General features: G+C 44.4%; 22 protein-coding genes. 15 read left to right on the top strand and 7 right to left on the bottom strand.

Annotated features, from left to right (window positions below; all coding sequences use genetic code 11):
- Both AC5WJX_RS04320 and AC5WJX_RS04315 read left to right on the top strand, forming a co-directional pair.
- Nucleotides 1–729 (top strand): hypothetical protein (locus AC5WJX_RS04320; protein WP_494483511.1); only part of this gene is annotated, 729 nt, incomplete at its 5' end.
- Between the two features lie 968 nt (nucleotides 730–1,697).
- Nucleotides 1,698–1,988, top strand: a complete 291-nt coding sequence (locus tag AC5WJX_RS04315) for a hypothetical protein (protein ID WP_494483510.1) — start codon at nucleotides 1,698–1,700, stop codon at nucleotides 1,986–1,988.
- Nucleotides 1,989–3,758: 1,770 nt separating this feature from the next.
- On the opposite strand, the gene AC5WJX_RS04310 is transcribed toward AC5WJX_RS04315, so the two are convergent.
- Nucleotides 3,759–4,664, bottom strand: coding sequence for an SMP-30/gluconolactonase/LRE family protein (locus tag AC5WJX_RS04310; RefSeq protein ID WP_494483509.1), 906 nt, complete (start codon nucleotides 4,662–4,664; stop codon nucleotides 3,759–3,761).
- A gap of 229 nt (nucleotides 4,665–4,893) precedes the next feature.
- Between AC5WJX_RS04310 and AC5WJX_RS04305 the strand changes: the two genes are divergently transcribed.
- Together AC5WJX_RS04305 and AC5WJX_RS04300 are read left to right on the top strand one after the other, a co-directional pair.
- Complete coding sequence (locus AC5WJX_RS04305; protein ID WP_494483508.1) at nucleotides 4,894–5,892, top strand: aldo/keto reductase; 999 nt, start codon at nucleotides 4,894–4,896, stop codon at nucleotides 5,890–5,892.
- Nucleotides 5,893–5,927: 35 nt separating this feature from the next.
- A complete protein-coding gene (locus AC5WJX_RS04300; RefSeq protein WP_494483507.1) occupies nucleotides 5,928–6,824 on the top strand; it encodes a helix-turn-helix domain-containing protein in 897 nt (298 codons plus the stop codon).
- 146 nt (nucleotides 6,825–6,970) lie between these two features.
- On the opposite strand, the gene AC5WJX_RS04295 is transcribed toward AC5WJX_RS04300, so the two are convergent.
- Complete coding sequence (locus AC5WJX_RS04295) at nucleotides 6,971–8,695, bottom strand: NADP-dependent glyceraldehyde-3-phosphate dehydrogenase (RefSeq protein ID WP_494483506.1); 1,725 nt, start codon at nucleotides 8,693–8,695, stop codon at nucleotides 6,971–6,973.
- 476 nt (nucleotides 8,696–9,171) lie between these two features.
- Here AC5WJX_RS04295 and AC5WJX_RS04290 point away from each other — a divergent pair, with 476 nt between their 5' ends.
- Both AC5WJX_RS04290 and AC5WJX_RS04285 read left to right on the top strand, forming a co-directional pair.
- The gene (locus AC5WJX_RS04290; RefSeq protein WP_494483505.1) at nucleotides 9,172–9,855 is read left to right on the top strand and encodes a Crp/Fnr family transcriptional regulator; all 684 of its coding nucleotides are present in this window, start codon (nucleotides 9,172–9,174) and stop codon (nucleotides 9,853–9,855) included.
- A 124-nt stretch (nucleotides 9,856–9,979) separates the two neighbouring features.
- Nucleotides 9,980–10,741: an SDR family NAD(P)-dependent oxidoreductase gene (locus AC5WJX_RS04285; protein WP_494483504.1), complete on the top strand. Its 762-nt coding sequence runs from the start codon at nucleotides 9,980–9,982 to the stop codon at nucleotides 10,739–10,741.
- 15 nt (nucleotides 10,742–10,756) lie between these two features.
- On the opposite strand, the gene AC5WJX_RS04280 is transcribed toward AC5WJX_RS04285, so the two are convergent.
- The gene (locus AC5WJX_RS04280) at nucleotides 10,757–11,143 is read right to left on the bottom strand and encodes a winged helix-turn-helix transcriptional regulator (protein WP_494483503.1); all 387 of its coding nucleotides are present in this window, start codon (nucleotides 11,141–11,143) and stop codon (nucleotides 10,757–10,759) included.
- A gap of 154 nt (nucleotides 11,144–11,297) precedes the next feature.
- On the opposite strand from AC5WJX_RS04280, the gene AC5WJX_RS04275 reads away from it, so the two are divergent.
- The 7 genes from AC5WJX_RS04275 (at nucleotide 11,298) to AC5WJX_RS04245 (ending at nucleotide 17,591) form a co-directional block, all read left to right on the top strand.
- The gene (locus tag AC5WJX_RS04275) at nucleotides 11,298–12,293 is read left to right on the top strand and encodes an SDR family NAD(P)-dependent oxidoreductase (RefSeq protein WP_494483502.1); all 996 of its coding nucleotides are present in this window, start codon (nucleotides 11,298–11,300) and stop codon (nucleotides 12,291–12,293) included.
- Between the two features lie 11 nt (nucleotides 12,294–12,304).
- Nucleotides 12,305–12,880: a Crp/Fnr family transcriptional regulator gene (locus AC5WJX_RS04270; RefSeq protein WP_494483501.1), complete on the top strand. Its 576-nt coding sequence runs from the start codon at nucleotides 12,305–12,307 to the stop codon at nucleotides 12,878–12,880.
- Nucleotides 12,881–12,963: 83 nt separating this feature from the next.
- Nucleotides 12,964–13,377: a DUF4267 domain-containing protein gene (locus AC5WJX_RS04265; RefSeq protein WP_494483500.1), complete on the top strand. Its 414-nt coding sequence runs from the start codon at nucleotides 12,964–12,966 to the stop codon at nucleotides 13,375–13,377.
- A 150-nt stretch (nucleotides 13,378–13,527) separates the two neighbouring features.
- Nucleotides 13,528–14,298, top strand: coding sequence for an SDR family oxidoreductase (locus AC5WJX_RS04260; protein ID WP_494483499.1), 771 nt, complete (start codon nucleotides 13,528–13,530; stop codon nucleotides 14,296–14,298).
- A gap of 149 nt (nucleotides 14,299–14,447) precedes the next feature.
- Nucleotides 14,448–14,672 (top strand): CDGSH iron-sulfur domain-containing protein, encoded by a 225-nt coding sequence (locus AC5WJX_RS04255; RefSeq protein ID WP_494483498.1) that lies wholly within the window; start codon nucleotides 14,448–14,450, stop codon nucleotides 14,670–14,672.
- Between the two features lie 549 nt (nucleotides 14,673–15,221).
- The gene (locus AC5WJX_RS04250; RefSeq protein WP_494483497.1) at nucleotides 15,222–16,925 is read left to right on the top strand and encodes a tetratricopeptide repeat-containing sensor histidine kinase; all 1,704 of its coding nucleotides are present in this window, start codon (nucleotides 15,222–15,224) and stop codon (nucleotides 16,923–16,925) included.
- Entirely contained in the window at nucleotides 16,926–17,591 is a 666-nt protein-coding gene (locus AC5WJX_RS04245; RefSeq protein WP_494483496.1) for a response regulator, read from the top strand.
- Here the strand turns inward: AC5WJX_RS04245 and AC5WJX_RS04240 are convergent.
- Genes AC5WJX_RS04240 through AC5WJX_RS04225 form a run of 4 tightly spaced genes read right to left on the bottom strand, consistent with a single transcriptional unit; the run spans nucleotide 17,588 to nucleotide 21,672 of the window.
- On the bottom strand, nucleotides 17,588–18,658 hold the full coding sequence (locus AC5WJX_RS04240; protein ID WP_494483495.1) for a dipeptidase: 1,071 nt from the start codon (nucleotides 18,656–18,658) through the stop codon (nucleotides 17,588–17,590). The two genes, AC5WJX_RS04245 and AC5WJX_RS04240, sit on opposite strands and share 4 nt — an antisense overlap.
- Nucleotides 18,659–18,709: 51 nt before the next feature.
- Entirely contained in the window at nucleotides 18,710–19,822 is a 1,113-nt protein-coding gene (locus tag AC5WJX_RS04235; protein ID WP_494483494.1) for a D-TA family PLP-dependent enzyme, read from the bottom strand.
- An 18-nt stretch (nucleotides 19,823–19,840) separates the two neighbouring features.
- The gene (locus AC5WJX_RS04230; protein ID WP_440429443.1) at nucleotides 19,841–20,311 is read right to left on the bottom strand and encodes a RidA family protein; all 471 of its coding nucleotides are present in this window, start codon (nucleotides 20,309–20,311) and stop codon (nucleotides 19,841–19,843) included.
- 47 nt (nucleotides 20,312–20,358) lie between these two features.
- Nucleotides 20,359–21,672 carry a gluconate:H+ symporter gene (locus tag AC5WJX_RS04225; protein ID WP_494483493.1) on the bottom strand — a complete coding sequence of 438 codons (1,314 nt, stop codon included), beginning with the start codon at nucleotides 21,670–21,672 and terminating at the stop codon, nucleotides 20,359–20,361.
- 266 nt (nucleotides 21,673–21,938) lie between these two features.
- On the opposite strand from AC5WJX_RS04225, the gene AC5WJX_RS04220 reads away from it, so the two are divergent.
- Entirely contained in the window at nucleotides 21,939–22,820 is an 882-nt protein-coding gene (locus AC5WJX_RS04220) for an NmrA family NAD(P)-binding protein (protein ID WP_494483492.1), read from the top strand.
- A gap of 88 nt (nucleotides 22,821–22,908) precedes the next feature.
- Nucleotides 22,909–23,673, top strand: coding sequence for an SDR family NAD(P)-dependent oxidoreductase (locus tag AC5WJX_RS04215; protein WP_494483491.1), 765 nt, complete (start codon nucleotides 22,909–22,911; stop codon nucleotides 23,671–23,673).
- Nucleotides 23,674–23,723 lie beyond the last annotated feature (50 nt).

The following is a 23,723-nucleotide window of genomic DNA, read 5'->3' as shown; positions in this document are numbered from 1 at the left end:
GAGATCGTAAAATCAAACGTAAATTTGGTTGATACATTAAATCTTAGTTTTGGAAAAATCAATCAATACATTGAAATACCAAATAGTAAAAACATCATCGATATTTCAAAAGAATTGTCTCTATTAAGAAATAACTTGAATTCATTAACTCAGTTAGAGAATAATCAAAATGAAATAAAAAAACTCTTAAGTGAAAATAGTGAGTTGGAAAAATTATCACCAAAACAAGAACTATTAACAAGCCGACTGAATAAAGCAGTTAATATTCTTAGAAAATTAAATAATAATGGAGAAGATTCAATATTACAGGAGTTTTTTAAAACAAATCTAAATGAAATAAAAGACATTTTTAAAACTATACATTCTCCTCAAGAGTTTACTAATATCAAATTTGAAAACAAGAAATTGGTTTTATTTAAAGGAGGTGATGAACCATATGAGATTTCACAAATAAGTACAGGTCAAAGAGGTGCTCTAGTTTTATCTATTTTTATTAGTTTAAATAGAAAATTACAAGATGGGCCTAAAGTATTAATCTTTGATGATCCTGTGACTTTCATTGATGATTTTAATGCCTTATCATTTTTAGATTTTCTAAGATATTTTATTGTAAAGGAGAAGAAACAGATATTCTTTGCTACAGCAAACACAAAGTTTGCTAGTTTATTCAAAAAGAAATTTGAATTCTTAGGAAAAGAGGAGTTTAAAGAGTTTGCATTTGAAAGATAAAAATGCCCTATCTAACATTTATTTAAATGCAAAAAGAGACACGTTCCCGTCTGTTTATAACATACGGGAACGTGTCTCACTACGGAAACCAAATCTATTATATCATTACTTTGGTTTACAAACCAGTTAACTTATCTCCATCAGACATACACTTCCTATTTTGATGACTAACACCATCTTTCAATAACCTTAGTATATAAATGGTTATTTATATAAATGAGAACAACAACTAATAACAAGTCAGTTAAGAAAAAAATCACACAAAATTACGCATTTTAATCACTCAATTTCTCCTTTCGCCTCCCCAATCATCTTGCTTCCTAAAAAGGTAGCCAAAAAGCGCAATTGTTGGATACACAGCAAAACCCCTTCACACCATTGCTATTACAAATTCCAATAATGGCCTGATTAAGCACCATCATCAGATGAATGGATAATGTAAAGAAACGCGAAGCTTATAAAGCACCTGCATTTGTACATTTAATTCGCACCTCTTCGTTAACCGCATATAGGCGTATCCTATGCGAATTTAAACCAGTCAACTACAAAACGCTTCAACCAAGGTCAATCCACTGCCCTGACGGCTTGTAGCTCCACCAGACGCTAACACACAATCACAAGTAACGGCTAAAGGCAAAAGTCGTGCGTAGTTTCCCGATTATATCAATGCTCGCTCTTTACGCCTGTTTCGAATGGTAAGCACACTGCAGGATGCTGATGCCTGGTTAGTATCTTGTGCTTCTCACTCTTGTGCGTAAAGTCCTTCTTGAAGTCGGCCCGGCTCACCTCCACCTCTACGCTGTATCCAGATTTGCTGATTGCAAAGAAGTTGGACTCCCAGGCAAAAACGAAAGTGTTCAGCAGCGGGTACTCGTAATTTCAAAAGAAGGATTTTACAGCCTCATGAATTCGCGTCTTGTCATATGTAGCACATAATTTTGTTGAAGAAAGTTTTTTATTTTCGCGGCATGAAAATTTTAGACCAAGTATTTAAATTCGGTATGCTAGCTATAGCTGCATCCTTCGTGTACGTTTACTCGCATCCGGAACAACCGAAATACACATATGTTACTGATGGAACAACTCCCGTAAGGATTGAAAACGCAACTGGCGCACTATCATTTATAGCTTTCAACCCAAACAAATACAGGTATGAATGGCTCCCAAAAACGGGAAAAATGAATTCAGAGTTATCTGAAATTAGCGCAGATACTATAGTGACCGATAGTACGGTACAAGACACTGCATTTACATACTAACCTATTCCTGCTCCAGCAACTGTGTTGTGCTTTTCCGCTCTGCTTTAACCCCATAGCAGTATGCCTTGGATTAGAGCGCACATACGAAGATGCTATGACACCCATCAGATAGACACGTACTTCCGTCTATTGTAACCCCACGTCGCGAAGTCAAGCGCGTGGCTCTAAATGCATCCGGTCACGTTGACAGTTGCAAATATGATGGTGTAGAGATTGAATAGGTGTATGTTTACGAGCCTGGTCTATAAGCAAAGTTCTGATCTAATGGTTCATTGGTGATAATTATGGTGTTTAGGAAGGTAACGTTAATTATTTACGAACAATAACGGACAAATATTAAAAGTTTTACCTCACCGATTTGATTACTTTACCTATTCATACATGATTATGAGAACATTAAAATGCATGGATTTAATTTAGTGGCAGACTTTTCGGTCCACTTCTACCAGACCAATCGGAGTCCGATAGTCGAAAAACAAGATGGAAAAATGCCGCATTTATTTCATAGTAATATCAGCGATGTCAAAAGGTATCGTTGGAGAGAACGTCGCTCGAAAAAGCATTTTTTTTATCACTTTTCCACAAGGCCCTCAAGCCAGATCTCGGTTGATCTAGCGGCAAGTGGCTCGCGATATACTAGTTTTTGCAAATGGACCTAATCTCTACGTCAAAGCCGGAGAAGAATGGCAACTAAATGCCCGGTTGGTCGACAATCATACAGGCCTGAACTGTAACCCGAGTTATTTAACTGAAAACACCAGTCATGTTTATTATGAAAATATTTCAGGCTTTAGTAAAGTCAAATTTATAGTCCATTCGAACATTTGATAGCAAACCAGAATCATCCTTCAACGCGTTACTGAATAAAAGTACTAATGCATATGGGGGAACCCGCACTAAGAATCAGGTCAGAGAGTCTATGATAGGTTCTCACGAGTTGTTGGAAAGCCAGCGGCAACTCGAGTTTGCGATGGCAGGGGTCAGTCTGCCTTTGACCTACCTGAAGATGTCCTGGTACGCAATAATATTCTTACACGCAGCATTCTGATGCAAATAAATACGACCGCTCAACTCTTGGATCAATTCCGGTCACGCCTGGAACGATGGCTCGTCTTAAGTGAAGGTATGGAGAATACTAGAGTATCCGGGCTTTTAAGCGAATGATTCAGCGTGCATTTCAGCCAATTACTACTGAGTTCAATCGGTTAAAAGAGATCGTTCGTTGGATTCTCATTTCGAAAGGCTATGAGGTTTACATTTTCATTTGAATGTTTAGAATGAATCGATATCAGGTATATATCCGGCTCCTACTCAGCCAAAGCTCCATATGAGCTCGCAGCTGTCTGCCCAGATCAACCTGGAAAAACAAAAATAGATCCCTCGCGGAAAAACACCCACGGATGCGGTTTGCAATGGCTAGGCAGTGGATCAAATAAAGGATAACTGAACATTATCTTGTCCCAATATCTTTTAATACTATATTTTAAACTATGGTTGATGGTTATAGCTGATGCTTTGAAATTGAAGATGATTTCAAAATGAGTTACAGATGGTGTAGCAGATCCAAGTTAAAGATTCTAAGTCTTTTAGTCTAGCCGCACTTGTATGAAACAAAAGGTGCTTGTTTACATCACGGATGTAAGTTTCGAACCATTGTGAACCAACGAGCATGTATTCTGTTATGTCTTTGTTACGTTACTTCGCTCTAAATGTCTATTATAAAAAGATCTACTGTACCAATTTGTTCGTAGCGGTTGATGTCGATTTTGTTTACTCTATTCCCTTTACCTTCATTGGCAAAGTATAAATTGCTTTACGCGCCGTAATAAACAGAACATCATTACCTTTTCCTGAAAAACAAAGATTACTAGGTTCATGAGGAACCTTAATCTGTCCAATCATTTGCCCCTCAGCGTTGAAAATCAGAACCCCCTTGCCTGTAGTCAAGTAAATATTCCCCTTTTCGTCCAAGGTCATTCCATCTGAACCATACTCCATCAACAGCTGCTTCCCTCCTAGCTCCCCATTGACTCCAATGGAATATCTGTACGTTTTACCTGCTCCAATGTCGGCGACATACAAGTGCATTCCGTCAGGAGTTCCCACAATACCATTAGGTGTGTTCAAATCGCTAATAACACGTATCGGCTGTTTCGCCCCTTTTGGAAGATAGTAAACGTCATTACTACTCAAATCTCTTCCTGTTCTTGTCCAATAATCCCGTTTATAGTAAGGATCTGTAAAATAGATATCCCCTTTGTCATTGATCCAAAGGTCATTGGGACCATTAAATTGTTTGCCCTGAAAATCTTTTAATATTACAGTCACTTTTCCATCAGGCTTTATGGCCCATAGCTCACCGTTTTCATCAGCACAGGCTACCAGATTGCCTTCCTGATCGAAATAAGTTCCGTTAGAACGCCCGGATTTGTCAAGGAATACAGTAAGCTTTCCGTCTGTACCATATTTCCAGATCTTATCATTTGGCTGATCCGTAAAAAACACGTTTCCTTCCCGGTCCGGGGAACACCCTTCCGTAAAACTGAAATCACTGGATATCAATTTAAGTTCGTTCTGGTCAAAGAGGTTTGCTGTTCCCGGATCGCCGGTCTGAGCATTTAAGATTGAAGAATACAACAACATGAAGAACAATAGCTTAATTTTACATAATTTCATAACAGATGGATTACCTTTAAATGTAACAAAAATTGAAATCCTATAAGTGATTCATTATCAATTACGATCTCTAAAGCTACAAATGTGCCAAAGCGTCCCGCTGGTATACGATAAGGTTTGCACTTGCATTTTAGCCAACCCTGATTTACATACAACTTTCCGGGCTTTGCATACAGCGATCAAACTGTTCTTAGCGAGCTTTGACTTATTAAATTTAAACAGTATGGAAATGAAAAAAAGAAATTTAGGAAGCCAAGGCCTGGTTCTACCAACCATAGGCTTAGGTTGCATGGGTATGACTGGTTTTGAAGAAGCACATACGTATGGAGCGGCTGATGAGCAGGAAGCGATCGCCACCATCCACCGGTCACTCGAGTTGGGCGGCAACTTTTTAGATACTGCTGATTTGTACGGTCCACTCAAAAATGAGCAGTTGATCGCTAAAGCAATCGCGGGTAATAGGGATAAGTATATCATCGCTACAAAATTCGGCTGGGAAATCGATGACAACAACAAGATCACCTGGACCATCAATGGCAAAAAAGAATATGTGAAAAAGGCGGTGGAGCGTTCTCTCAAAAATCTGAACACCGATTATATCGACCTGTACTATATGCACCGGCTTGATAAAAACACGCCCATCGAAGAGACCGTAGAGGCGATGAGCACCTTGGTTAAGGAAGGAAAAGTAGGATACTTGGGACTATCAGAGGTATCTTCAGAGACCGTTAAAAGGGCTCAGGCGGTTCACCCGATCACAGCGGTACAAAGTGAATATTCTTTATTTGAACGGACAGCAGAAGAACGTGGCATACTGAACACCTTGAATGAACTCGGAATCGGTTTTGTTGCTTATTCACCACTTGGACGTGGATTTTTATCTGGACAGATCAGAACCATAGATGACTTACCGGAAAATGATTTTCGAAGATCCATTCCCCGCTTTCAGGAAGCTCATTTCTACAAGAATATTGAGCTGGTTAAAGCAATTGAAGCCATGGCTGAAGAGAAACAAATCACCGCATCACAGTTGGCGCTAGCCTGGATCATAAATAAAGGCATTTTACCAATTCCGGGCACCAAAAGAAGAAAATACCTGGAGCAAAACATAGCGGCCACGGAGATTGAATTGAACGAAGCGGACTTATCAAAACTCGAAAGCATTGTGCCCTTGGGTACCGACACGGGTAAGCCCTACGATGAGTTTAGCATGGGGCTTATTGATTAGCACTTCGCTACACTTAAAATGTTTAAATTAGTATTATGAACGCCATCCGATCAATCTCCGAATTTCACAGGCTCCTCTCCTTGCCCGAACCGCGCCATCCACTGGTGAGTGTGGTCAACCTGGCGGAAACTACCTTCCTGGAAGATGATGTATGGAAAGGCTTTGTCAACAGATTCTATTGTATTGCCCTAAAAAGGGAAGCAAAAGGTAAGATACGCTATGGTCAGCAACATTATGATTATGACAAGGGCGTGCTGAGCTTTACCGCACCCAATCAAGTTCAACACCTGGATCTGAATACCGTAGAATGCGGATCCGGTTACCTGCTGATCTTCCATCCGGACTTCCTGCTGGCCCATCCGCTGGCAAGCGAAATCAACAGGTATAACTTCTTTTCTTACGCGGTAAATGAGGCGCTGCATCTTTCTGCGGAAGAGGAAGAGGATCTTATTACCATATTGAAAAAGATCGATAAGGAATGCCAGCATATTGATAAATATACCCAGGACATCATCCTGTCTCAAATTGAGCTGCTGCTTAATTATTCCACCCGGTTTTACGAGCGGCAGTTTATCACCCGGAAAAACCACAATCATCAACTGCTTGCAAAATTTGAGCGCATTGTTGATGAATATTATGACAATAGTACCTCGGCGCAACCCGAGCTACTAACGGTTCAACGGGTGGCCGAACTGATGAACCTCTCGCCAAACTACCTGAGTGATTTACTGCGCATGCATACGGGGCAAAATACACAACAGCATATACATCAGCGCTTGATTGAAAAGGCAAAGGAAAAGCTCTCGACTACAAATTTATCGGTGAGTGAAATTGCTTACACCTTGGGCTTTGAGCACGCACAATCGTTTAGCACCCTCTTTAAGAAGAAGACCAGTTTATCTCCGCTTGAATTCCGTCAGGCATTCAATTGATAAGATGTAAATCCCAGTTGGAATTACATGGTTGATGAATGGACTGGGCCTGATTGACATCGAAGAAGAGCCTTCAATTTAGAATTTGAAGGCTCTTCGTTTTAGCGGCATTTGCAACTTGGTGCTGAGCTCGCAGCCCGGGCCGCTTAGAAAGATACCTGGTTAGTCAGGCGCCTTGAACCTCCGGTCTCCAGTATTGACTGAATAAGCTTCTCATTATCCGGTGTCTGCTTGGTAACCACCACGGAATCCACAGAGAAAGCAATTAATGCTTCATCTACTGACAGCGTGCCATCCGCCGAATCTTTACGTCCATTGAAGGGGAAGGTGTCAGGACTACGTTGACATTGGCTGTTCAAGTTGATCCTTCCGATCTGGTTCGCCAGTGTGTCAATGAGCAATGACACGGCTGCTGTATCCTGGCTGAAAATACTCACCTGCTGCCCATATGGGGAATTCATAATGTATTCCACAGGCTCCGACAGTGAGCTGAAGGGAACTATAGGAATGACAGGACCAAATTGCTCTTCGTGGTAGATCTTCATTTCGCTGTTTACAGGATAAAGTACCGTTGGATGTACGAAAGATTCATAGATGGCTCCACCCCCATCCGCTTCATTGAGGATTTTAGCGCCTTTTGCAATGGCATCATCGATACATTCCCTGAGGTAAGCCGGTTTTTCCGGTTCAGCCAAAGGTGTGATCGTAATACCTTTCTGCCAGGGCATGCCTATGCCGATATGCTGCATTTCTTCTACCAACAGCTGATTGAAGCGATCAACAACTTCTTGATCTACAAAGAGCACTTTCAAAGCGGTACACCTTTGCCCATTGAAGGACAGTGCCCCTGCAATAACCTCTTTAACGGTGTGTTTTAGATCTGCATCAGGAAGGATGATCGCCGCATTCTTGGCATCCAGCCCTAAAACAGACTTCAGACGATTGGATTTAGGGTGCATTTTCTTCAGGGCATCCGCAACTCTGCTGGATCCAATCAGTGCAAGCACATCGATTTTCCCACTTTCCATCAGCATTGGAACAATGTCCCTGCCTCTGCCATAGACGGTGTTCACGACGCCTTTCGGGAAACAGGTTGAAAAGGCTTCTAATAAGGGCTCGAATAATAGCGTGCCGTGTTTTGGTGGTTTAAATAAGATGGTATTGCCCATGATCAGTGCAGGAATCAAGGTCGTGAAGGTCTCATTGAGCGGGTAGTTGAACGGTCCCATACACAGTACGACACCGTGGGGAACTCTTTTGGTCTGGCCAATAAAACCCTGTGTAACCTGGAAGGCATTGGTGTGGTTAGAAAGCTGTTTTGCGGAGCGGACCGTTTCATTGATATAGTCAATGGTCCGGTCAAATTCCTTCTCTGCATCGGCCACGGTTTTACCAATTTCCCAAACAATAAGCTTGACGATTTCCTGTTTTTGAGTCTTCATTTCGCCAACAAATCGATTCAGGTGCTGAATGCGTTCATTGATATGCATTGCAGGCCATTCACCACGGCCACCGTCATACGCGTGTACTGCGGCATGCAGGGCTTCCTGGGTTTCCTTTGTGGTCGCTATCGGATAACTCCCGATCTGCATTTTCTCGGTTGCCCCGCTTTCCCGATTGGCGATTAAAATGGGCGAGTACACCTTATGAAAATCCCCCTTCCATTCCCGGAGTTCTCCATTTACAAGGATTCTCGTTTGGTGCAGCTGTTTTTTGATGCGGATGTCTTCCGGAACCTGGTCCGCCGTAGCAAATAAGGCTTTCATCCTTTCGCTTGGCGAAGCAGCAGCTTTCTCAGCCTCCATTGCTCCAGCGATTACAGTTGCATTGCTGGCGGATGATTCATCCTGTTGATCTAATTTATGTTCCATAACAAATTGCTTTATGCTAATTTCAAATTCTGTTATTTATTTACAAGTACGGAAATAGGATTTTAAGAAGTATATTTTATCTCTTTTTTGGTGATCTAATTGCTAATTATTGACCGGAATTGTTGCGGTGTTTTCTCAGTTTTTATCTTTGAGCGCAATAGACGCCATATTTGTTATTTCCTGATCCCAAAGTTGTGGAAGATTAGCTCCCCCACTTTTGACAAAAGGCATAAAATTCCCTTGACTTTTATCAAGAAGTCGACACTTGCAAGTGCCTGCTTCCAGCTGCGGACCGTTCAAAGCTAGTTGAATGCCTTCGATAGATAGCACCGGGTTTATAACCTCGAAATGAGCTGATTAAGCCTCAAAGCTAAACTCAATCTAAAAGATATGCCCTGCCTACCGGACAATTAAGAGAAGGGGATTATGCATCAAGCATATATTTGTATATTTTAGTGACGGAAATCAAGGAACATATGACAATACGCTCGACCTTAGACAATGATGTAACAGTTACGGCTACAACAAATGGCCTGGCGGGCAAGAAAGCATCAGTAAGGAACAAAGTGGAGGCGCATAAAGATGATGTCTATAACGCGTTATTTGAATATTTCCGGAACTACACCAAGTTTCCGCTCTCATTGGAAGACGAGACATTGATCAGAGATGCCTTTAAACTCAAAAAGTTGCGCCGCCAACAGTTCGTTGTGCAGGAAGGCGATGTTTGCAAATACATTTGTTTTGTACTATCTGGGGCAGTACGAATTTACTCGGTGAACGAACGGGGACAGGAAGCCGTTGTGGCCTTTGCCCTGGAGGGGAAATGGATCTCGGATTGGGAAAGCGTTGTGCTGCAGAGCCCGAGCCGCTACTATATTGATGCGGTGGAACACTCGGAGATCCTGCAGATCTCGCCTTCGGAGCTACATGCTTTAGAGGCGAAGATACCGGCTATAGACGAGTTCCTCCGGCTTGAGCAAAGGTTGGTAGCGGTTACCACGCAAAAACGAATACATACCGCCATCAGCATGAATGCCGAAGAAAGATACCAGGACCTCCTCAAGCATCATCCGGAATATTTCCAAAGATTCTCTCAAAACATGATCGCCTCCTACCTGGGGATTAAACCGGAGACCCTGAGCCGGCTGCGGAAGCGCTGATCCTTATGACCGTTGTTTCCTGAAGCCCGGATATTACCTCCGGTGAGGCATTTCATTTTTTGACAAAAGTCAAAATATCTTATTTATCACCCAGCCATCTTTGTGATAAATAAAATCAAGTAAAATGAAAACAGTATTAATTACCGGAGCAAATAAGGGTATTGGCTTCGAGTCGGCCCGCCAGTTATTGCAAAATGGATTCCGTGTATTTCTAGGTACCCGTGATTTAAAGAATGGGCTGAACGCCGCGGAGCAGCTGAAGGCTGAAGGGCTAGTCAACGTAGAAGCTGTCCAAATTGACGTAACCAGCCAAGAGTCGGTCAAGGCCGCCCGCAAGGAGATTGGAAGTAAAGTTGGCGCACTAGATGTGCTGATTAACAACGCCGGTATCAGTGGCATTGACTTGGACAGTAATGGACAAATGGTTCCTCAGACCGCCGTAGATACCGAAATAGCCGTTTATCAGAAAGTGTATGATACCAACGTTTACGGCCCGGCAAGAGTGACTAAAGCATTCATTGACCTTCTACATTATTCACCTGAACCGCGGATCGTGAACCTAAGTTCAAGTCAAGGTTCCCTAACGCTACACAGCGATCCGAATTACCTCTACTACAATGTAAAAGGCGTCGTGTACCTTTCTTCAAAAGCTGCCCTAAATATGTACACGGTTAACCTTGCCTATGAGCTGCGTGATACCGCTTTCAAGGTGAATGCCGTTAGTCCTGGTTTTACAGCGACGGATTTCACGGGTAAGAATGGCGGCTCCATTGAAGTGGCTGCTAAGCGTGTGATTAAATATGCTTTGATCGGTCAGGATGGTCCAACGGGGAAACTTTTCTGTGAAGAAACAAATCCTGACGGTATAGGTGAAATACCTTGGTAGGAAGTGGTGCTGGTTTCAGACCGTCATTTCGCTATTAACCGGTGCTTTTGCTTTTCCAATGATCTCGTTTCTATGCGCCAGGCCCCATTCGGTGAGGTTGTTGATGATGGTTTGCAGCGTTAATCCATGCTTGGTAAGTTCGTACTGCACGGTTACCGGGTGGGTGTCTAACACGCTTCGTTTGATCAACTTGTTTGTTTCCAGCTCCTTGAGTTCCTTACTTAACATCTTGTTGGATATGCCAACGACATCATTCAGGATGTCTGAAAACCGCCTCTTATTGTAGTGACAGATCGAAGAAATGATGTAGATCTTCCATTTTCCGCTAAGCACATCCATAGCGTCATGGATGGCCATCATCTCTTTTTTACGATCCTGCGGAGATTCAATAGTGCATGTCATAGGTTACGGGGTTACCTGAATGTTACTGTTACTTTTGTATACAAAGTTACGAAGATATATGGAATAGACTAAATTTGCAGCACCAAATTCGTGAGGGAAATAGCTTAAATTGACTTGCGGGTTTGTATGGATTCTTAACGAAAATCATAAAGCTATGAAACAGCAAAATTATGGAGGCGCATTACAGCATCCCATTAACTCCGGGTTTAACGCCTCTTCTACTACAAACGATGTTATTGAAGGTTTTGATCTGACCGGAAAGTTCGCGATTGTCACCGGGGGTGGCACGGGTATCGGACTGGAGACGGTTAAAACCCTGTCAAACGCTGGAGCTACAGTTATTGTGGGTGCCAGGGACGTCAACAAAGCAAAACAGAACCTGCAGGGTGTTCCTAATGTGGAAATCGAACCACTGGACCTGATAGATCCCCAGGCTGTCGACAGTTTTGCAGAGCGGTTTTTGGCTTCGGGCAGACCACTGCATTTGCTGATAAACAACGCAGGTATCATGTTCGTACCCCTACGCCGTGATGCGGCCGGCAATGAGTCGCAACTGGCAACCAATTACCTTTCGGTCTTCCGTCTGACCGCAAGATTATGGGAGGCCCTGAAAAAAGCGAATGGCGCAAGGGTCGTAAATGTTTCTTCCCTGGGCCACCAATTTGCAGCTTTCAACTTTGAAGACCCAAATTTTGAGCATCGCAGTTACGAAACCTTACAGGCTTATGGCCAATCCAAAACCGCGGTAAATCTCTTTACGCTCGAACTTGATAACCGGGCCCGGGAATTCGGTGTACGTGCCTATGCCGTACATCCTGGAAACATCTGGGGAACCGAATTGACGAGAGAAGCTCCTCTGGAAATCCTGCAGCAGTTTGGCTTCTACGATGCTCAAGGAAATCCGGTGCAAGAGGTTCTGGATTCGCTTAAAAGCATTCCTCAGGGTGCAGCGACAACCATCTGGGCAGCGACTAGTCCAGCCTTAGAGGAGATTGGTGGCGTTTACCTGGAGGATGTAGATGTTGCAGAATTGGCCGTTAATGCATCCGTACCGAATGGTGTTAAGCCGTACTCCCTGGAGGTGGCCAGCGCCGGCAAGCTTTGGAAATGGTCGGAATTAATAACCGGTGTTCCCTTTCAGATTAGGTAGTATCATTAAGTATGAGTCTTTTAATAGCCACAATAAAGCATTTGATTCAGATCAGCCAGGAAGAGGAAATCATCCTGGCTGGTCTATTCAAACCACTCAGCTTGAAGTCCGGCGAGTACTTCCTGGAAGAGGGACAGTTATGCAGGTATGTTGGCTTTATCGAATCGGGCCTGGTACGTTACCACATGAACGATAATGGCGTTCAGAAAACGCTGTACTTCAATAAGGAAGGTGAATTTGTCTCTAACTACCAGAGTTTCCTTCCGCGTGTACCCTCAAACACCAGTATACAAGCTATTGAGGATACTACATTGCAGGTAATCAGTTATGACAACTTGCAAAAGCTGTATTCCGCTGTCGGCGAGGGTGAAAAACTTGGTCGCCTGGCGATTGAAAGTCTCTTTCTAACCAGCATGCAACAGCTAAAGTCTTTTTACAAGGATTCCCCGGCTGAGCGTTACCAGGAGTTCCTGCGATCCTACCCCAGCTTGGCAGAACGAATCCCGCAGTACCATATTGCTTCTTATGTGGGGATCAAACCCCAGTCACTATCCAGGATTCGAAAGCGGCTGCTGAGCTCAAAATAATTGCCCTTCTTGCATTAGTTAACCGAGGTGAACGAACCAGGCTGTTCAGAAGCGGAAATTTGATTCCATAAAACTTACCAATCATGGAAACACAAATTAAAGAACAGCCTCAATGGGGCATGCATTCAACCTCTTACTGGATCACACTTTTACTGGCGCTAGGCATCATTTTTATCGGGATCCGCTTTATCCTGCAGCCGCAGGTTGGGGCGCTTGGCTATGGAATAGCTTTCCGTGACGCTGGTGATGCGGCCTATGGTCAGGTTAAAGGAATTCGGGACATCTTTTCCGGCATCGTACTCCTGCCCTTGCTGATCATGCGGATGCGCAAAGCAACGGCTTGGGTATTTGCAGCTGCAACTGTCGTGCCCTTGGGCGACTTCCTCATCATCGCGGCAACCAATGGTTCCGGCGATCTCGAACACCTGCTCGTACACGGCATAACGGCTTTGATCATGATCATCAACTGCTTCTTGTTATTTGCTAAACGTCCTTAGCCTAAGCTGCTTCCGCTCCCCCGGTTGCGGTATTTCGGTCCGGCAGATGTAACCTTGTTACCTGTAAGTTACTGTTACTTTATGGTACATAGTTACTTTAGTAAACAAACATGTATTAGATTTGCAGCTCAAAGATTAAATAATCATATCATGAGCAAATTAAAAAATAAGGTAGCCGTAATTACAGGTGGTAATAGCGGCATCGGATACGGGATTGCAGAAGCTTTCAGAAATGAAGGCGCAGTTGGGGTGATCACCGGAAGAAACCAGGCAACACTAGACCGTGCTGTTAGCGAACTTGGCGCCGGTTTTATGGCCATTGCTGGTGACGTTACCGATTTGGAGGCACTGGAAAGGACCTTTAAGATGACCTATGAAAAATTCGGCAAAATAGATGCACTGGTGGTTAACGCCGGTGGCGTGGTAGACGGTAGCCCCTTGTCCGGTATCGCTGAGGTGACTGAAAGTAACTATGACGGATACATGAACCTGAACTTGAAAAGTTCGTACTTCACGGTTCAGAAAGCACTTCCGTACCTGAATGATGGAGCCTCGATCATCCTCATTGCTTCCAGCGCTGCACACCGTGCCGCACCAGGCATGTCCATTTATGCGGCAGCTAAAGCTGCAGTGATATCTCTAGCGGCAGGCTTGTCGCTCGACTTGCTTTCCAGGAATATCCGGGTTAATGCGCTTTCTCCAGGCTCGATTGATACACCCGTGTTTGGTAAACTTGTGCCTGAAGAACACCTGGAGCAGGTGAAACAGCTCTGGACGGACATCATTCCAGTGGGCCGCCAGGGCCTGCCATCTGAAATTGGCAAAACTGCGGTATTTCTTGCCTCAGACGATTCTTCCTTCATCGTGGGTACGGAAGTTCTGGTCGACGGCGGTATGACCAACATCAGCTTAATGAAGTAGCCATCGGATTGTATATGCTCGCACCTGACTAATACTGCGCCTGAACCTGTGTACCTGGCTGGCCTTGTCAAGGTTGAATGTTTCTAAATTAGAATGATATTCCAGCGGCAGGTTTCAATAGCCTATTTTTGATGAATAATCTCATTCAAATGGCAAAAACGAAACTTACGATCAATAATAATGGATCTGTGAAAATAGAAGGCGATTTTGAAATCGTTGACAAAAATGGCAATGTCTACGGCCTTCAGGGACGTACGGTTTTAGGCATCTGCCGTTGCGGAATGTCTAAGAACAAGCCTTTCTGTGATGGTGCACACAACGGGCATTTTGAGCATGAAGCGGTTGCATTTGATCTTCCGCCGAAAAAGGTGTAGATAAGGCGGGATTACGTTAATTGAATATGGTTGAAGATAGATTGTTCTGAAAATTTAAAACCTCTATATTGTAGATGATATTCAATTAACGTGATTACCTAAATGCCTTATAAAGGCCTACAATGATGTATTATTTCTTCAGCTTTATCGCAATTGTGCTAATTTCCAAAAAGATCAGACAAGTTGTAAGTGCCTACAGGTCCAGCAATCGTGAAATGATGAAAGGAAATATATGTGCTCTCATGCTCATGATTGCAGTCGTTGGGCTTGTTTACTTATTCAACTCAACATTTATCTGCATGTAAACGCAGGCACCTTATTGTCACTCACACCTTTTACCTACCTGTATAAAGCGAATTTCCACCTCTTTTTTACTGCTTTTGTTCGTACTTCTCCCCTATGGGTCCCAGGGGTTTCTTGCAGAGCTGTTAGCCTGCCCGCTGGGTGGCACTACTGCTTTCCTAAAGATCGGACATGGGCTTTTTCTATGCATCAAATTAGTTTAAGCGCGTTCCGCTGTTTTTCTTAATTTAGGCAAAAACATGATCATTGAAACCTGCGATAATAATAGGCTTTTTAATTCTGGTAATTCAACTACTTTCAAGTTGCGCAAAACATGAGGATAAGTCCCATAAGGATGTAAAGAATCCGAAAACAAGATCCCCATTTACCGATAAGGCATATGCATTTCAGGATGCTGGAAAGTCTGATAGCGCCTTCCTTGCCTTTGCACAGGCCAAAGAGGCTTATCTTAAGGCCAAGGATAGTATTATGCTGGCCAGCACGTTGACTAACATGGCCCTAATTGCTACAGAAGCCGGCGACAACTTTGATGGCCAGGAGTACAGTATGGAGGCATTGAAGTATTTGGATCGAGCAAATGCGGAACACCATCGTTACATCCTTTCCAACCTGAACAATCTCGGGATCGCCTGCTATGACCTGAAAAAATATAATCAGTCGATTGAGTTTTACAATCAGTCACTCCCTCTAATCACAGATAGCTCAAGTTTACATATCACGAAAAACAATATTGCCAACGCGTACAGGGAACTGGGCAAACACCAGGTGGCTATCCGCCTCTACCAGGAGGTTTTGGCTAAGGCGCCGGCGGATGGTACAAGAGCTAGAACAATTACCAACTTAGCAGAGGCCCGATGGCGGTACTCACCTACGTATGATCCGGTTCCGTCTTACCTGAGGGCTCTGGAAATACGCAGGAAAATTGGGGATCTTTGGGGCCAGAATTCAAGTTACGCGCACCTTGCAAACTATTACTGGACCATAAAACCGGAGGCTGCCTTACATTACAGCAGGTTAATGTATGAACTTGCTGTGAAGCTCAGGAACCCCGACAATCAACTGGAAGCACTTAGTAAACTGGCAGATCTGGATGGTCAGCATAGATTGAACTACTTTAGACGTTATCGCAGGCTCGAAGACAGCGTTGCCAAAGTGCGTAATGCAGCAAAAAACCAATTCGCATTGATCCGCTATGAAACAGAAAAACATAAATCGGAACGATTCCGGCTGGAGAAAGAAAATGCGGAGAAGGAAATTCAGATTAGTCGCCGTTCCTATGCTTTAGGAATGGCAGCGATTATCGTGCTGGCAACAATCATTATATCGATAATGATCTATCGGAAGCGGAAACGGCGGTTAGCAGAAGAAGCCGAGAAAGCTGTTCGCGAGAGTAAATTACGCACCTCAAAAGACATTCATGATGTGGTTGCAAACGGTCTCTACCGGATGATGTCGGAGGTGGAATATGGTACAACAATCAATAAGGATAGGCTTCTGACGCAGATCGAGGGATTATATTTTAAGTCGCGGGAGATTTCACATGCGGTGATCGCCGAACCCGCGGATTTCTTAGCACGTTTCAACGAGCTCATCTCCTCTTTCTCTACAGATGAGGTGAAAATTGTAACGGCAGGGCTAAATGATGAACTTAACGCAATCCTGGACGAACCACTTAAAGATGAAGTCATTTTGATCTTGCAGGAATTGCTGGTGAATATGCATAAACATAGCCAGGCAAGCCTGGTTGTACTTCGATTTGAAACGACCAATAGAAGTTTGAAGATCCAATACCGTGATAACGGCATCGGAATGGCAGCTGATGCTTCAGAGGGATTGGGTTTGCGCAATACGGAAAGCCGTATTGCTGCTTTGAAAGGAGTAATTACCTTTGAAAATCATGCAGATGGCGGACTCAAAATAATTGTTCGCGTTCCTTTAAAGTCGATTTAAATGTTTGAAAAAGTACTTATCGCAGAAGATCACCAAACCAGCAGTAGAGCCGTAGCTAAGACCATCCAAGATCTGGCAATTCCGGTTTTTGATTATGTTTATTATTGCGATGATGCATACACCAGAATTAAGAAAGAACTGGCAGCTGGAAAGCCTTATGACTTGCTAATTACTGACCTTTCATTCATCGAAGACCACCGGTTGCAACACCTTAAAAGCGGAATAGACCTCATTAAAGCAGCACGGGAGTTACAACCCTTGCTAAAAGTCATCATCTTTTCTGTAGAAGGTCGCCCGGCCTTGATTAAGTCATTCTTCTCAACGTTGCAGATAAACGGATTTGTACAAAAGGGACGCCTGGACGCCATTGAACTTGAACAAGCGGTTCGGGCGATTGTCAAAGGCCAAACCTTCATTTCTCCAAGGATAAAAGAGCAGATCAGTCCCAGCAACAGTCACCAGTTTACGAATTATGATCTAACGGTTATATCGCTCCTGGCCGCTGGCATGCAGTTGAAGGAAATTCCGGCTAAACTTTCAGAGTTGAGGATAACGCCCAATGGCATGAGCAGCATGGAGAAGCGGCTGAACCACATTAAGACGGTGTTGAATTTCAAGAAGAATGAACAACTGATCGCCTTCTGCAAAGACATGGGGATTATTTAGCTCCAGACCTTTCTTAGAAACCGTAACCAATTGCCATGCATCAACTTTTCAATGTCTGTGTTACTATAGCCGCGCCCGGCAAACAATTCGGGAACTTTGCCCAGATCTGCGATGGTCTCCAGATCATAAGGACATTGCTCCTTGCCAAAGCCACCATCCAGATCTGAGCCGATGCCAACATGATCGGTATTACCCGCCAGCTGGCAGATATGATCTATATGATCGATCATCACTTCCAAATTACAATTCGTACTTATTGGCGTTGAGAGGCCCCGCTCCCAACCTGGCACCATCATCCAGGCATCCAGTGCAGCACCGATTACAGCACCCCTGCTTATTAATTCTTTGATCTGCTCATCTGTAAACTGCCGGTTATGATCTACCAGTGCCCTGCAGTTGTTGTGTGAAGCCCAGACTGCGCCGTTGAAATGATCCATTGCATCCCAAAAGCTTTCATCACTCAGGTGGGTGGCATCCAGAATAATGTTTAAACGCTCCATTTCCGCCAGTAAAGCATAACCATGAGGCCCCATTTTCCCGGTTGCATTGGTACCCTGCGCATACCTGCCAGGCCCATAATGTGCAGGACCAACTGCACGCAAGCCATAGGCATGGGCGATTTCCAGATGGCCAACATCTACCAGCGAATCTGCACCTTCAAGGCTCAGGATATAGCCAATGGGTTTATGCTCGCTGGTATTGTCCTCCTGCCAAAGTTTTATATGCTTTTCCAGACCATCCAGGTCCTTCACTTGCAGCATCTCCCCTGCAGCTTCCATGGCCTTGTACCAGGCCAGCTGCCCATGGGTTTGCGCCCATGCCTGCTCTGGTGAATGCCAACCAGGTAGTGGGTTGTCTGGTGCAACATAGCGTGCGATTTGCGTGGCGACAACCAAACCGATATTCCCTTTTCTCAGCGCTGGAAGGCTAACCACCGCCTTACCACGGTCGGGTTTATCCTTTAAGCCTGCTTCCCGGCTGTTTATAGTTTCTATCGGGAGGCGAAGGTCGCGGTTCCATTCCATCGCATTCATGCTCAAATCCAGGTGGGCATCTATTGTAAACATCGGTGTTGGGTTAGATTATCTTATATTCTAGTTAGATCATGTATTGGCTTCTTAGATCGTGTTTTTTCTTTTTCTCGAAATAATCTGCCAGCTTTCTGGAGCTCTTCTCGAGGAAACACTTATTAGCTGGTCATATAGTGCTACAGTTGGACAGACGTGGAATGGAAGCCCATATAGCACATCGCCAATTTTGTACTGATGGTTCTCGCCGGCGTCCATTACCAGGTGTTCTTCACTTTGGCTAACCGGCACAAGTTCTGGTGCATTCAAAAAAGTGATCCGGTTTGATAAGGAGTTTTCAGCCGCAACCGCTTTATGCCCAAGATCCAGGCAGATGAGCCTTTCATCCGGCAGAGAGACAACCCGGGAGATAACCAAGGCTGCAGGTAAGAAAGGCTGCTCTGAAAATGCTTTCTGATAGCCTTCGTCCCAAAGCGCAAAGGTTCCCGGGCTGCATTCAAAATCCGTATCCTTTGCGAAAATAGGCATGGTGGGTGTACCCCCGGCAATAATGATTGGTTTGTGCTGATGCTTTTCTTCTATTGCTCGTCTTAAGGTCTGCAGTGCGATGATGATTTCCGCTGCCTTTTCCTGCCGTATACTGAAATCAGCGTCGTGGATGTGTCCATCATAGGCATGAAAACCAAGCACATTCAGGCCTTCTACATTGAGCAAGCTCTCGTAGAGAAGCTTTGCCCGGTCCGGCCGCATGCCAGTTCGGTTCATGCCGACATTCAAATCAATGTAGACCTGGAACGTTCTATGGTGCTGCCTTGCAAGTTTGGCGATGCTTCTAGCTGTTTCCTCGTTATCAACCAGACAGGAAAATTTGGTGTTCGGAAACTGCTCCTGTAAAGCCAGGAATCTTGTCAGGTTTGGTCCAACCGGCTGATAAGCCAGCAGAACATCCGGCGCCGCACAAGTACCTAGCATTTCCGCTTCTGCGATGGTTGCACATTTGAATTTCTGCAGGCCTGCAGCCAACATCATTCTGGTCACTTCAGCTGATTTATGGGTTTTAACATGTGGGCGTAAACGGCTTTTCTGATCGATCATGCTGATGAGCAGGTTGATGTTCTCCTGAATTCGATCTTCATAAAAGATGAGTCCCGGCGAGTTTACGCTTGCAGGATCTTCCAATGGATACCAGTTTACTTCTATCATGGATGATTTTTATTGGTTTTAATGAAGTTCAAAAAGCGCCTCAATTTCCACTGGAATATTGTCCGGCAGGGATCCGAAACCAACGGCGCTTCTTACACCAATTCCATGCTCAGGTCCCCATACTTCTGCGAACAGCTCGCTGCAGCCATTGATGATGAAAGGGTGCTTTTCGAAGTCTGGACTGCAATTCACCATGCCCAGTACTTTGATTACACGCTTTACTTTGTCGAGACTGCCTATGTTGGCCTTTATGGTTGATAGCATCGTGAGTCCGACCTGTCTTGCTGCAAGCTTGCCTTCTTCCTGACTCATCCCGGCACCTATTCTGCCGATGATCAATGATTTGTCGTCTTTTACAGGTCCGTGTCCACTTAAATAAAGGTATTTACCATCAATAAGGCAAGGTTTATACACCCCGAGCGGTGCAGGTGCTGGCGGCAGGTTTAATCCCAGTTTCTCAAAACGTTGATCTGCTGTTAAATTTTCCATATAAGTTGTAGTTCTTTGATTTATTAAGGAGTGGCGTTACCGGCAAGTTACAAAAGCGCATGGAGAATCAAAATGCCAATCAAACCCATTGTGCCGACAATGGTTTCCATGAGTGCCCAGGACCGGAAGGTGTCTTTAAGGCTTAAATTGAAATATTCTTTGAACAGCCAGAAACCGGAGTCATTTACGTGTGAGAACATCAGGCTGCCAGCCCCAACGGCAAGCACCATCAGGTTCGGATCCGTGTGTGCAGCGCCCATCAGCGGGAAAATGATACCTGCCGTTGTAAGGCCTGCTACAGTGGCGGATCCTACCGCAAATCGGATAAGCGCCGCAATCAGCCAACCCAGGATCAAAGGATCGACCGCAATGCCCTCCAGGTATCTTGCGATTTCCAGGCTAACGCCTGTTTGAACCAGAATCTCCTTCAAAGCGCCCGATCCGGTAATGATCAAAAGGATCATCGCAATATCTTTTACCGCATCACTGTACAGATTCATGATGGCATTCATTTTCATTCCTCTGGCTAGGCCGAGTGTGTAGGTCGCGATCAGCACCACAAACAACATGACAATCGAAGGATTGCCTAGGAAGGTTACGACTGGCGTAATGGGCGATCCGGCCGGTAAGGTTAAGGGAAGAAAGGACGCAAGCGCAAGCAGGATTACGGGTAACAGTGCTGTTAAGAGGCTTACCCAACTTCCTGGCAAGGCTTCTTCCGGCAATTCTTTAGTCCGGAATGCCGCCAGTGGCTGTGCTTCTATATGTTTAAGTGATTTCGCGAAGATCGGCCCGCCAATAACAATTGCAGGTATGGCGATGATCATACCGTAGAATAGGGTTAGTCCCATATTGGCATCAAACTGTACGACTAGCGCAGCCGGTGATGGATGCGGGGGAAGGAAACCATGGGTGACAGACAATGCTGCCAGCATCGGTAGACCGATGTAAATGGCATTGAGCTTATAACGGTAGACCACGGAAAAGATCAGCGGAACCATTAACACAAATCCAATCCCGTAGTATAGCGGTATGCCAATGATAAATCCGGTAATAACCATTGCCCATTGGATGTATTTTTTGCCGAAAGTGCTCATCATGACCTCTGCAATTTTTTGCGCTGCACCACTTTCCGCGACGAGCTTACCAAGCATCGCTCCTGTTGTAATGATGATGATGAGCGATCCGAGTACATCACCCATCCCCTTCTCTATCGCCCCGGCAATTTTGGGCAGTGGTAAGCCTAACGTGATGCCGGCGATTATGGATACGATGAGGAAGGAAAGAAAGGCGTTGATCTTGAATACCGAGATCATAACGATCAGCAGTAAGATGCAGAGGAGTACGGTGAGTATGGTCATCAATTAAATATCAATGTATTTAATTAATAATCAAAGATTAATTCTTAGATGTCAAACGATTTGTTAGTTGCTCTTCTACTTCTAGAGTATAGTTTCAGTATATGCATCTATTCCGGATTTATCATCATCAAAACGGCGTGGCCGGATTTGTTCCTCATTGTTCTTATTGGCTGCTATCCTGGACGATATTTGGCTACAAGGACAGGAGATTCGGCTACTTCAGCGTTGTGAATGTTGTACACTTTTGTATAAATCAAAAGGAGCACATGAAAATTATTGTTACAGGATCTTTAGGACATATCAGTAGCCTACTGGCCATTAAGCTGTTGAGTATGGGTCACTCCGTTACCCTAATCAGTTCAAAGCTGGAGAAAGCAAAGGATATTGAAGCATTGGGTGCCAGCGCAGCCATCGGCAGTGTTGAAGACAGGCAATTTGTAGCCTCGACCTTTGCTGGCGCTGATGCGGTCTATTGTATGATACCCCCGAACTTTTTCGCAGTTGACCAAGGTGCCTACTACGAGCGCATTGCACATTCCTATGCGGAGGCGATCCGTGTTGCTGGTGTTAAGCGTGTAGTTCATTTAAGTAGCTATGGTGCTCTTCCAGCAGGTACGGGCATTATCGCAGGTTCGTATAAGGCAGAGCAAATCCTCAATGCAATCTCTGGTATAAGCCTGACGCATATTAGGCCGGCTTATTTCTACTACAATCTTTTAAGTTTTATTCCGATGATCAAATCTTTAGGCTATATCGGATCGTTGTACGGTGAAGAAGATTTATTAGCCATGGCGGCTCCTGATGATATTGCTACGGCGATTGCAGCCGAAATTACGCAGATTGAAGGGATGAACAAAGTACGTTACGTTGCCAGTGATGAAAGAACCTGCAATGAAATCGCTTCCATTCTAGGGCAAGCCATCGGAAAACCGGATTTAAAATGGCATATCTTACCTGAAGAACAGGTGCTTCAAGCCTTACGTTATCAGGGAATTTCGGAGGAATTGGCGAAGAGCCTAGTAGAACTCGCAAGGGCTACACATAGCGGTATGCTGCGGGAAGATTTTGATAAGCAGAATGTTCAACCCGGAAAGGTCAAGTTGGAAGCATTCGTTGAAACGTTTAGTTCCATTTACCAGGGATCATAATATAATAGGATGCGAGTAAGCACCAGAGACAGAAGTCAAAAAAATAACAGCGAAGCAAATCAGAATAACAGTATAAAAACGAAATAAAATGGAAAAAAGAAGCAAAATAGCGTTGATTACCGGTGGTAGTCGAGGTTTAGGAAAAAACATGGCATTGGCGGTCGCAAAAAAAGGCTTGGATGTAATAATTACCTACAATGCAAATCGACAGGCTACAGATGAGGTTGTCGCAGAGATTAAGTCTATGGGTCAGAACGCTGCAGCATTTCAACTTGACACAAGTGATATTGGCAACTTCGCAGCCTTCGTGAATACGATAAGTGCGTATCTGCTTGAGGAAACCGGAAGTTCAAAAATTGACTATCTGGTAAATAATGCTGGAACAGCCCTATATGCGCCTGTATCAGACACAACTCCGGAACAAATGGACGGAATTTTCAATATTCATTTTAAAGGCGTGTTCTTCTTAACACAACAGTTACTGCCTCTGATCAACGACGGGGGCGGAATCGTGAATATCTCTTCTGGCCTTACTCGTATTGCAATGCCGGGATCGTCTGTTTATGGTTCGATGAAAGCTGCAGTAGAAACGCTTACCAGATACCTGGCGAAAGAACTCGGCAGCAGAAAAATCCGCGCGAATGTCATAGCTCCGGGTGCAATTGCGACGGATTTCGGAGGCGGTCGCGTACGGGACAACGAAGAGATTAATGCTCAAATTGCCAGCATAACAGCACTGGGCCGTGTAGGTTTACCAGATGACATCGGTGGTGTGGTTGCGTTCCTTTGCAGCGATGAAGCATTCTGGATTAATGCGCAGCGGATTGAAGTTTCCGGTGGCCAGGCGATTTAATAACGAATGATCCAGCTAGTCGGCGCAAGCATTTAGCGTTCGTGATCTGG

It is taken from the genome of Pedobacter sp. NEAU-ZC8, from assembly GCF_059278965.1.
The sequence above is the reverse complement of the archived record's forward strand: the minus strand, read 5'-3'. Positions and strand labels throughout refer to the sequence as shown.

Bases quoted from the DNA above. Each gene is read 5' to 3' on its own strand.
- AC5WJX_RS04270 (WP_494483501.1), top strand. From the start codon at position 12,305: ATGAGTCTTTTAATAGCCACAATAAAGCATTTGATTCAGATCAGCCAG.
- AC5WJX_RS04300 (WP_494483507.1), top strand. From the start codon at position 5,928: ATGAACGCCATCCGATCAATCTCCGAATTTCACAGGCTCCTCTCCTTG.
- AC5WJX_RS04315 (WP_494483510.1), top strand. From the start codon at position 1,698: ATGAAAATTTTAGACCAAGTATTTAAATTCGGTATGCTAGCTATAGCT.
- AC5WJX_RS04245 (WP_494483496.1), top strand. From the start codon at position 16,926: ATGTTTGAAAAAGTACTTATCGCAGAAGATCACCAAACCAGCAGTAGA.
- AC5WJX_RS04225 (WP_494483493.1), bottom strand. From the start codon at position 21,672: ATGACCATACTCACCGTACTCCTCTGCATCTTACTGCTGATCGTTATG.
- AC5WJX_RS04255 (WP_494483498.1), top strand. From the start codon at position 14,448: ATGGCAAAAACGAAACTTACGATCAATAATAATGGATCTGTGAAAATA.
- AC5WJX_RS04230 (WP_440429443.1), bottom strand. From the start codon at position 20,311: ATGGAAAATTTAACAGCAGATCAACGTTTTGAGAAACTGGGATTAAAC.
- AC5WJX_RS04305 (WP_494483508.1), top strand. From the start codon at position 4,894: ATGAAAAAAAGAAATTTAGGAAGCCAAGGCCTGGTTCTACCAACCATA.
- AC5WJX_RS04265 (WP_494483500.1), top strand. From the start codon at position 12,964: ATGGAAACACAAATTAAAGAACAGCCTCAATGGGGCATGCATTCAACC.
- AC5WJX_RS04275 (WP_494483502.1), top strand. From the start codon at position 11,298: ATGAAACAGCAAAATTATGGAGGCGCATTACAGCATCCCATTAACTCC.
- AC5WJX_RS04295 (WP_494483506.1), bottom strand. From the start codon at position 8,695: ATGGAACATAAATTAGATCAACAGGATGAATCATCCGCCAGCAATGCA.
- AC5WJX_RS04240 (WP_494483495.1), bottom strand. From the start codon at position 18,658: ATGTTTACAATAGATGCCCACCTGGATTTGAGCATGAATGCGATGGAA.
- AC5WJX_RS04260 (WP_494483499.1), top strand. From the start codon at position 13,528: ATGAGCAAATTAAAAAATAAGGTAGCCGTAATTACAGGTGGTAATAGC.
- AC5WJX_RS04290 (WP_494483505.1), top strand. From the start codon at position 9,172: ATGACAATACGCTCGACCTTAGACAATGATGTAACAGTTACGGCTACA.
- AC5WJX_RS04235 (WP_494483494.1), bottom strand. From the start codon at position 19,822: ATGATAGAAGTAAACTGGTATCCATTGGAAGATCCTGCAAGCGTAAAC.
- AC5WJX_RS04215 (WP_494483491.1), top strand. From the start codon at position 22,909: ATGGAAAAAAGAAGCAAAATAGCGTTGATTACCGGTGGTAGTCGAGGT.
- AC5WJX_RS04310 (WP_494483509.1), bottom strand. From the start codon at position 4,664: ATGAAATTATGTAAAATTAAGCTATTGTTCTTCATGTTGTTGTATTCT.
- AC5WJX_RS04285 (WP_494483504.1), top strand. From the start codon at position 9,980: ATGAAAACAGTATTAATTACCGGAGCAAATAAGGGTATTGGCTTCGAG.
- AC5WJX_RS04220 (WP_494483492.1), top strand. From the start codon at position 21,939: ATGAAAATTATTGTTACAGGATCTTTAGGACATATCAGTAGCCTACTG.
- AC5WJX_RS04280 (WP_494483503.1), bottom strand. From the start codon at position 11,143: ATGACATGCACTATTGAATCTCCGCAGGATCGTAAAAAAGAGATGATG.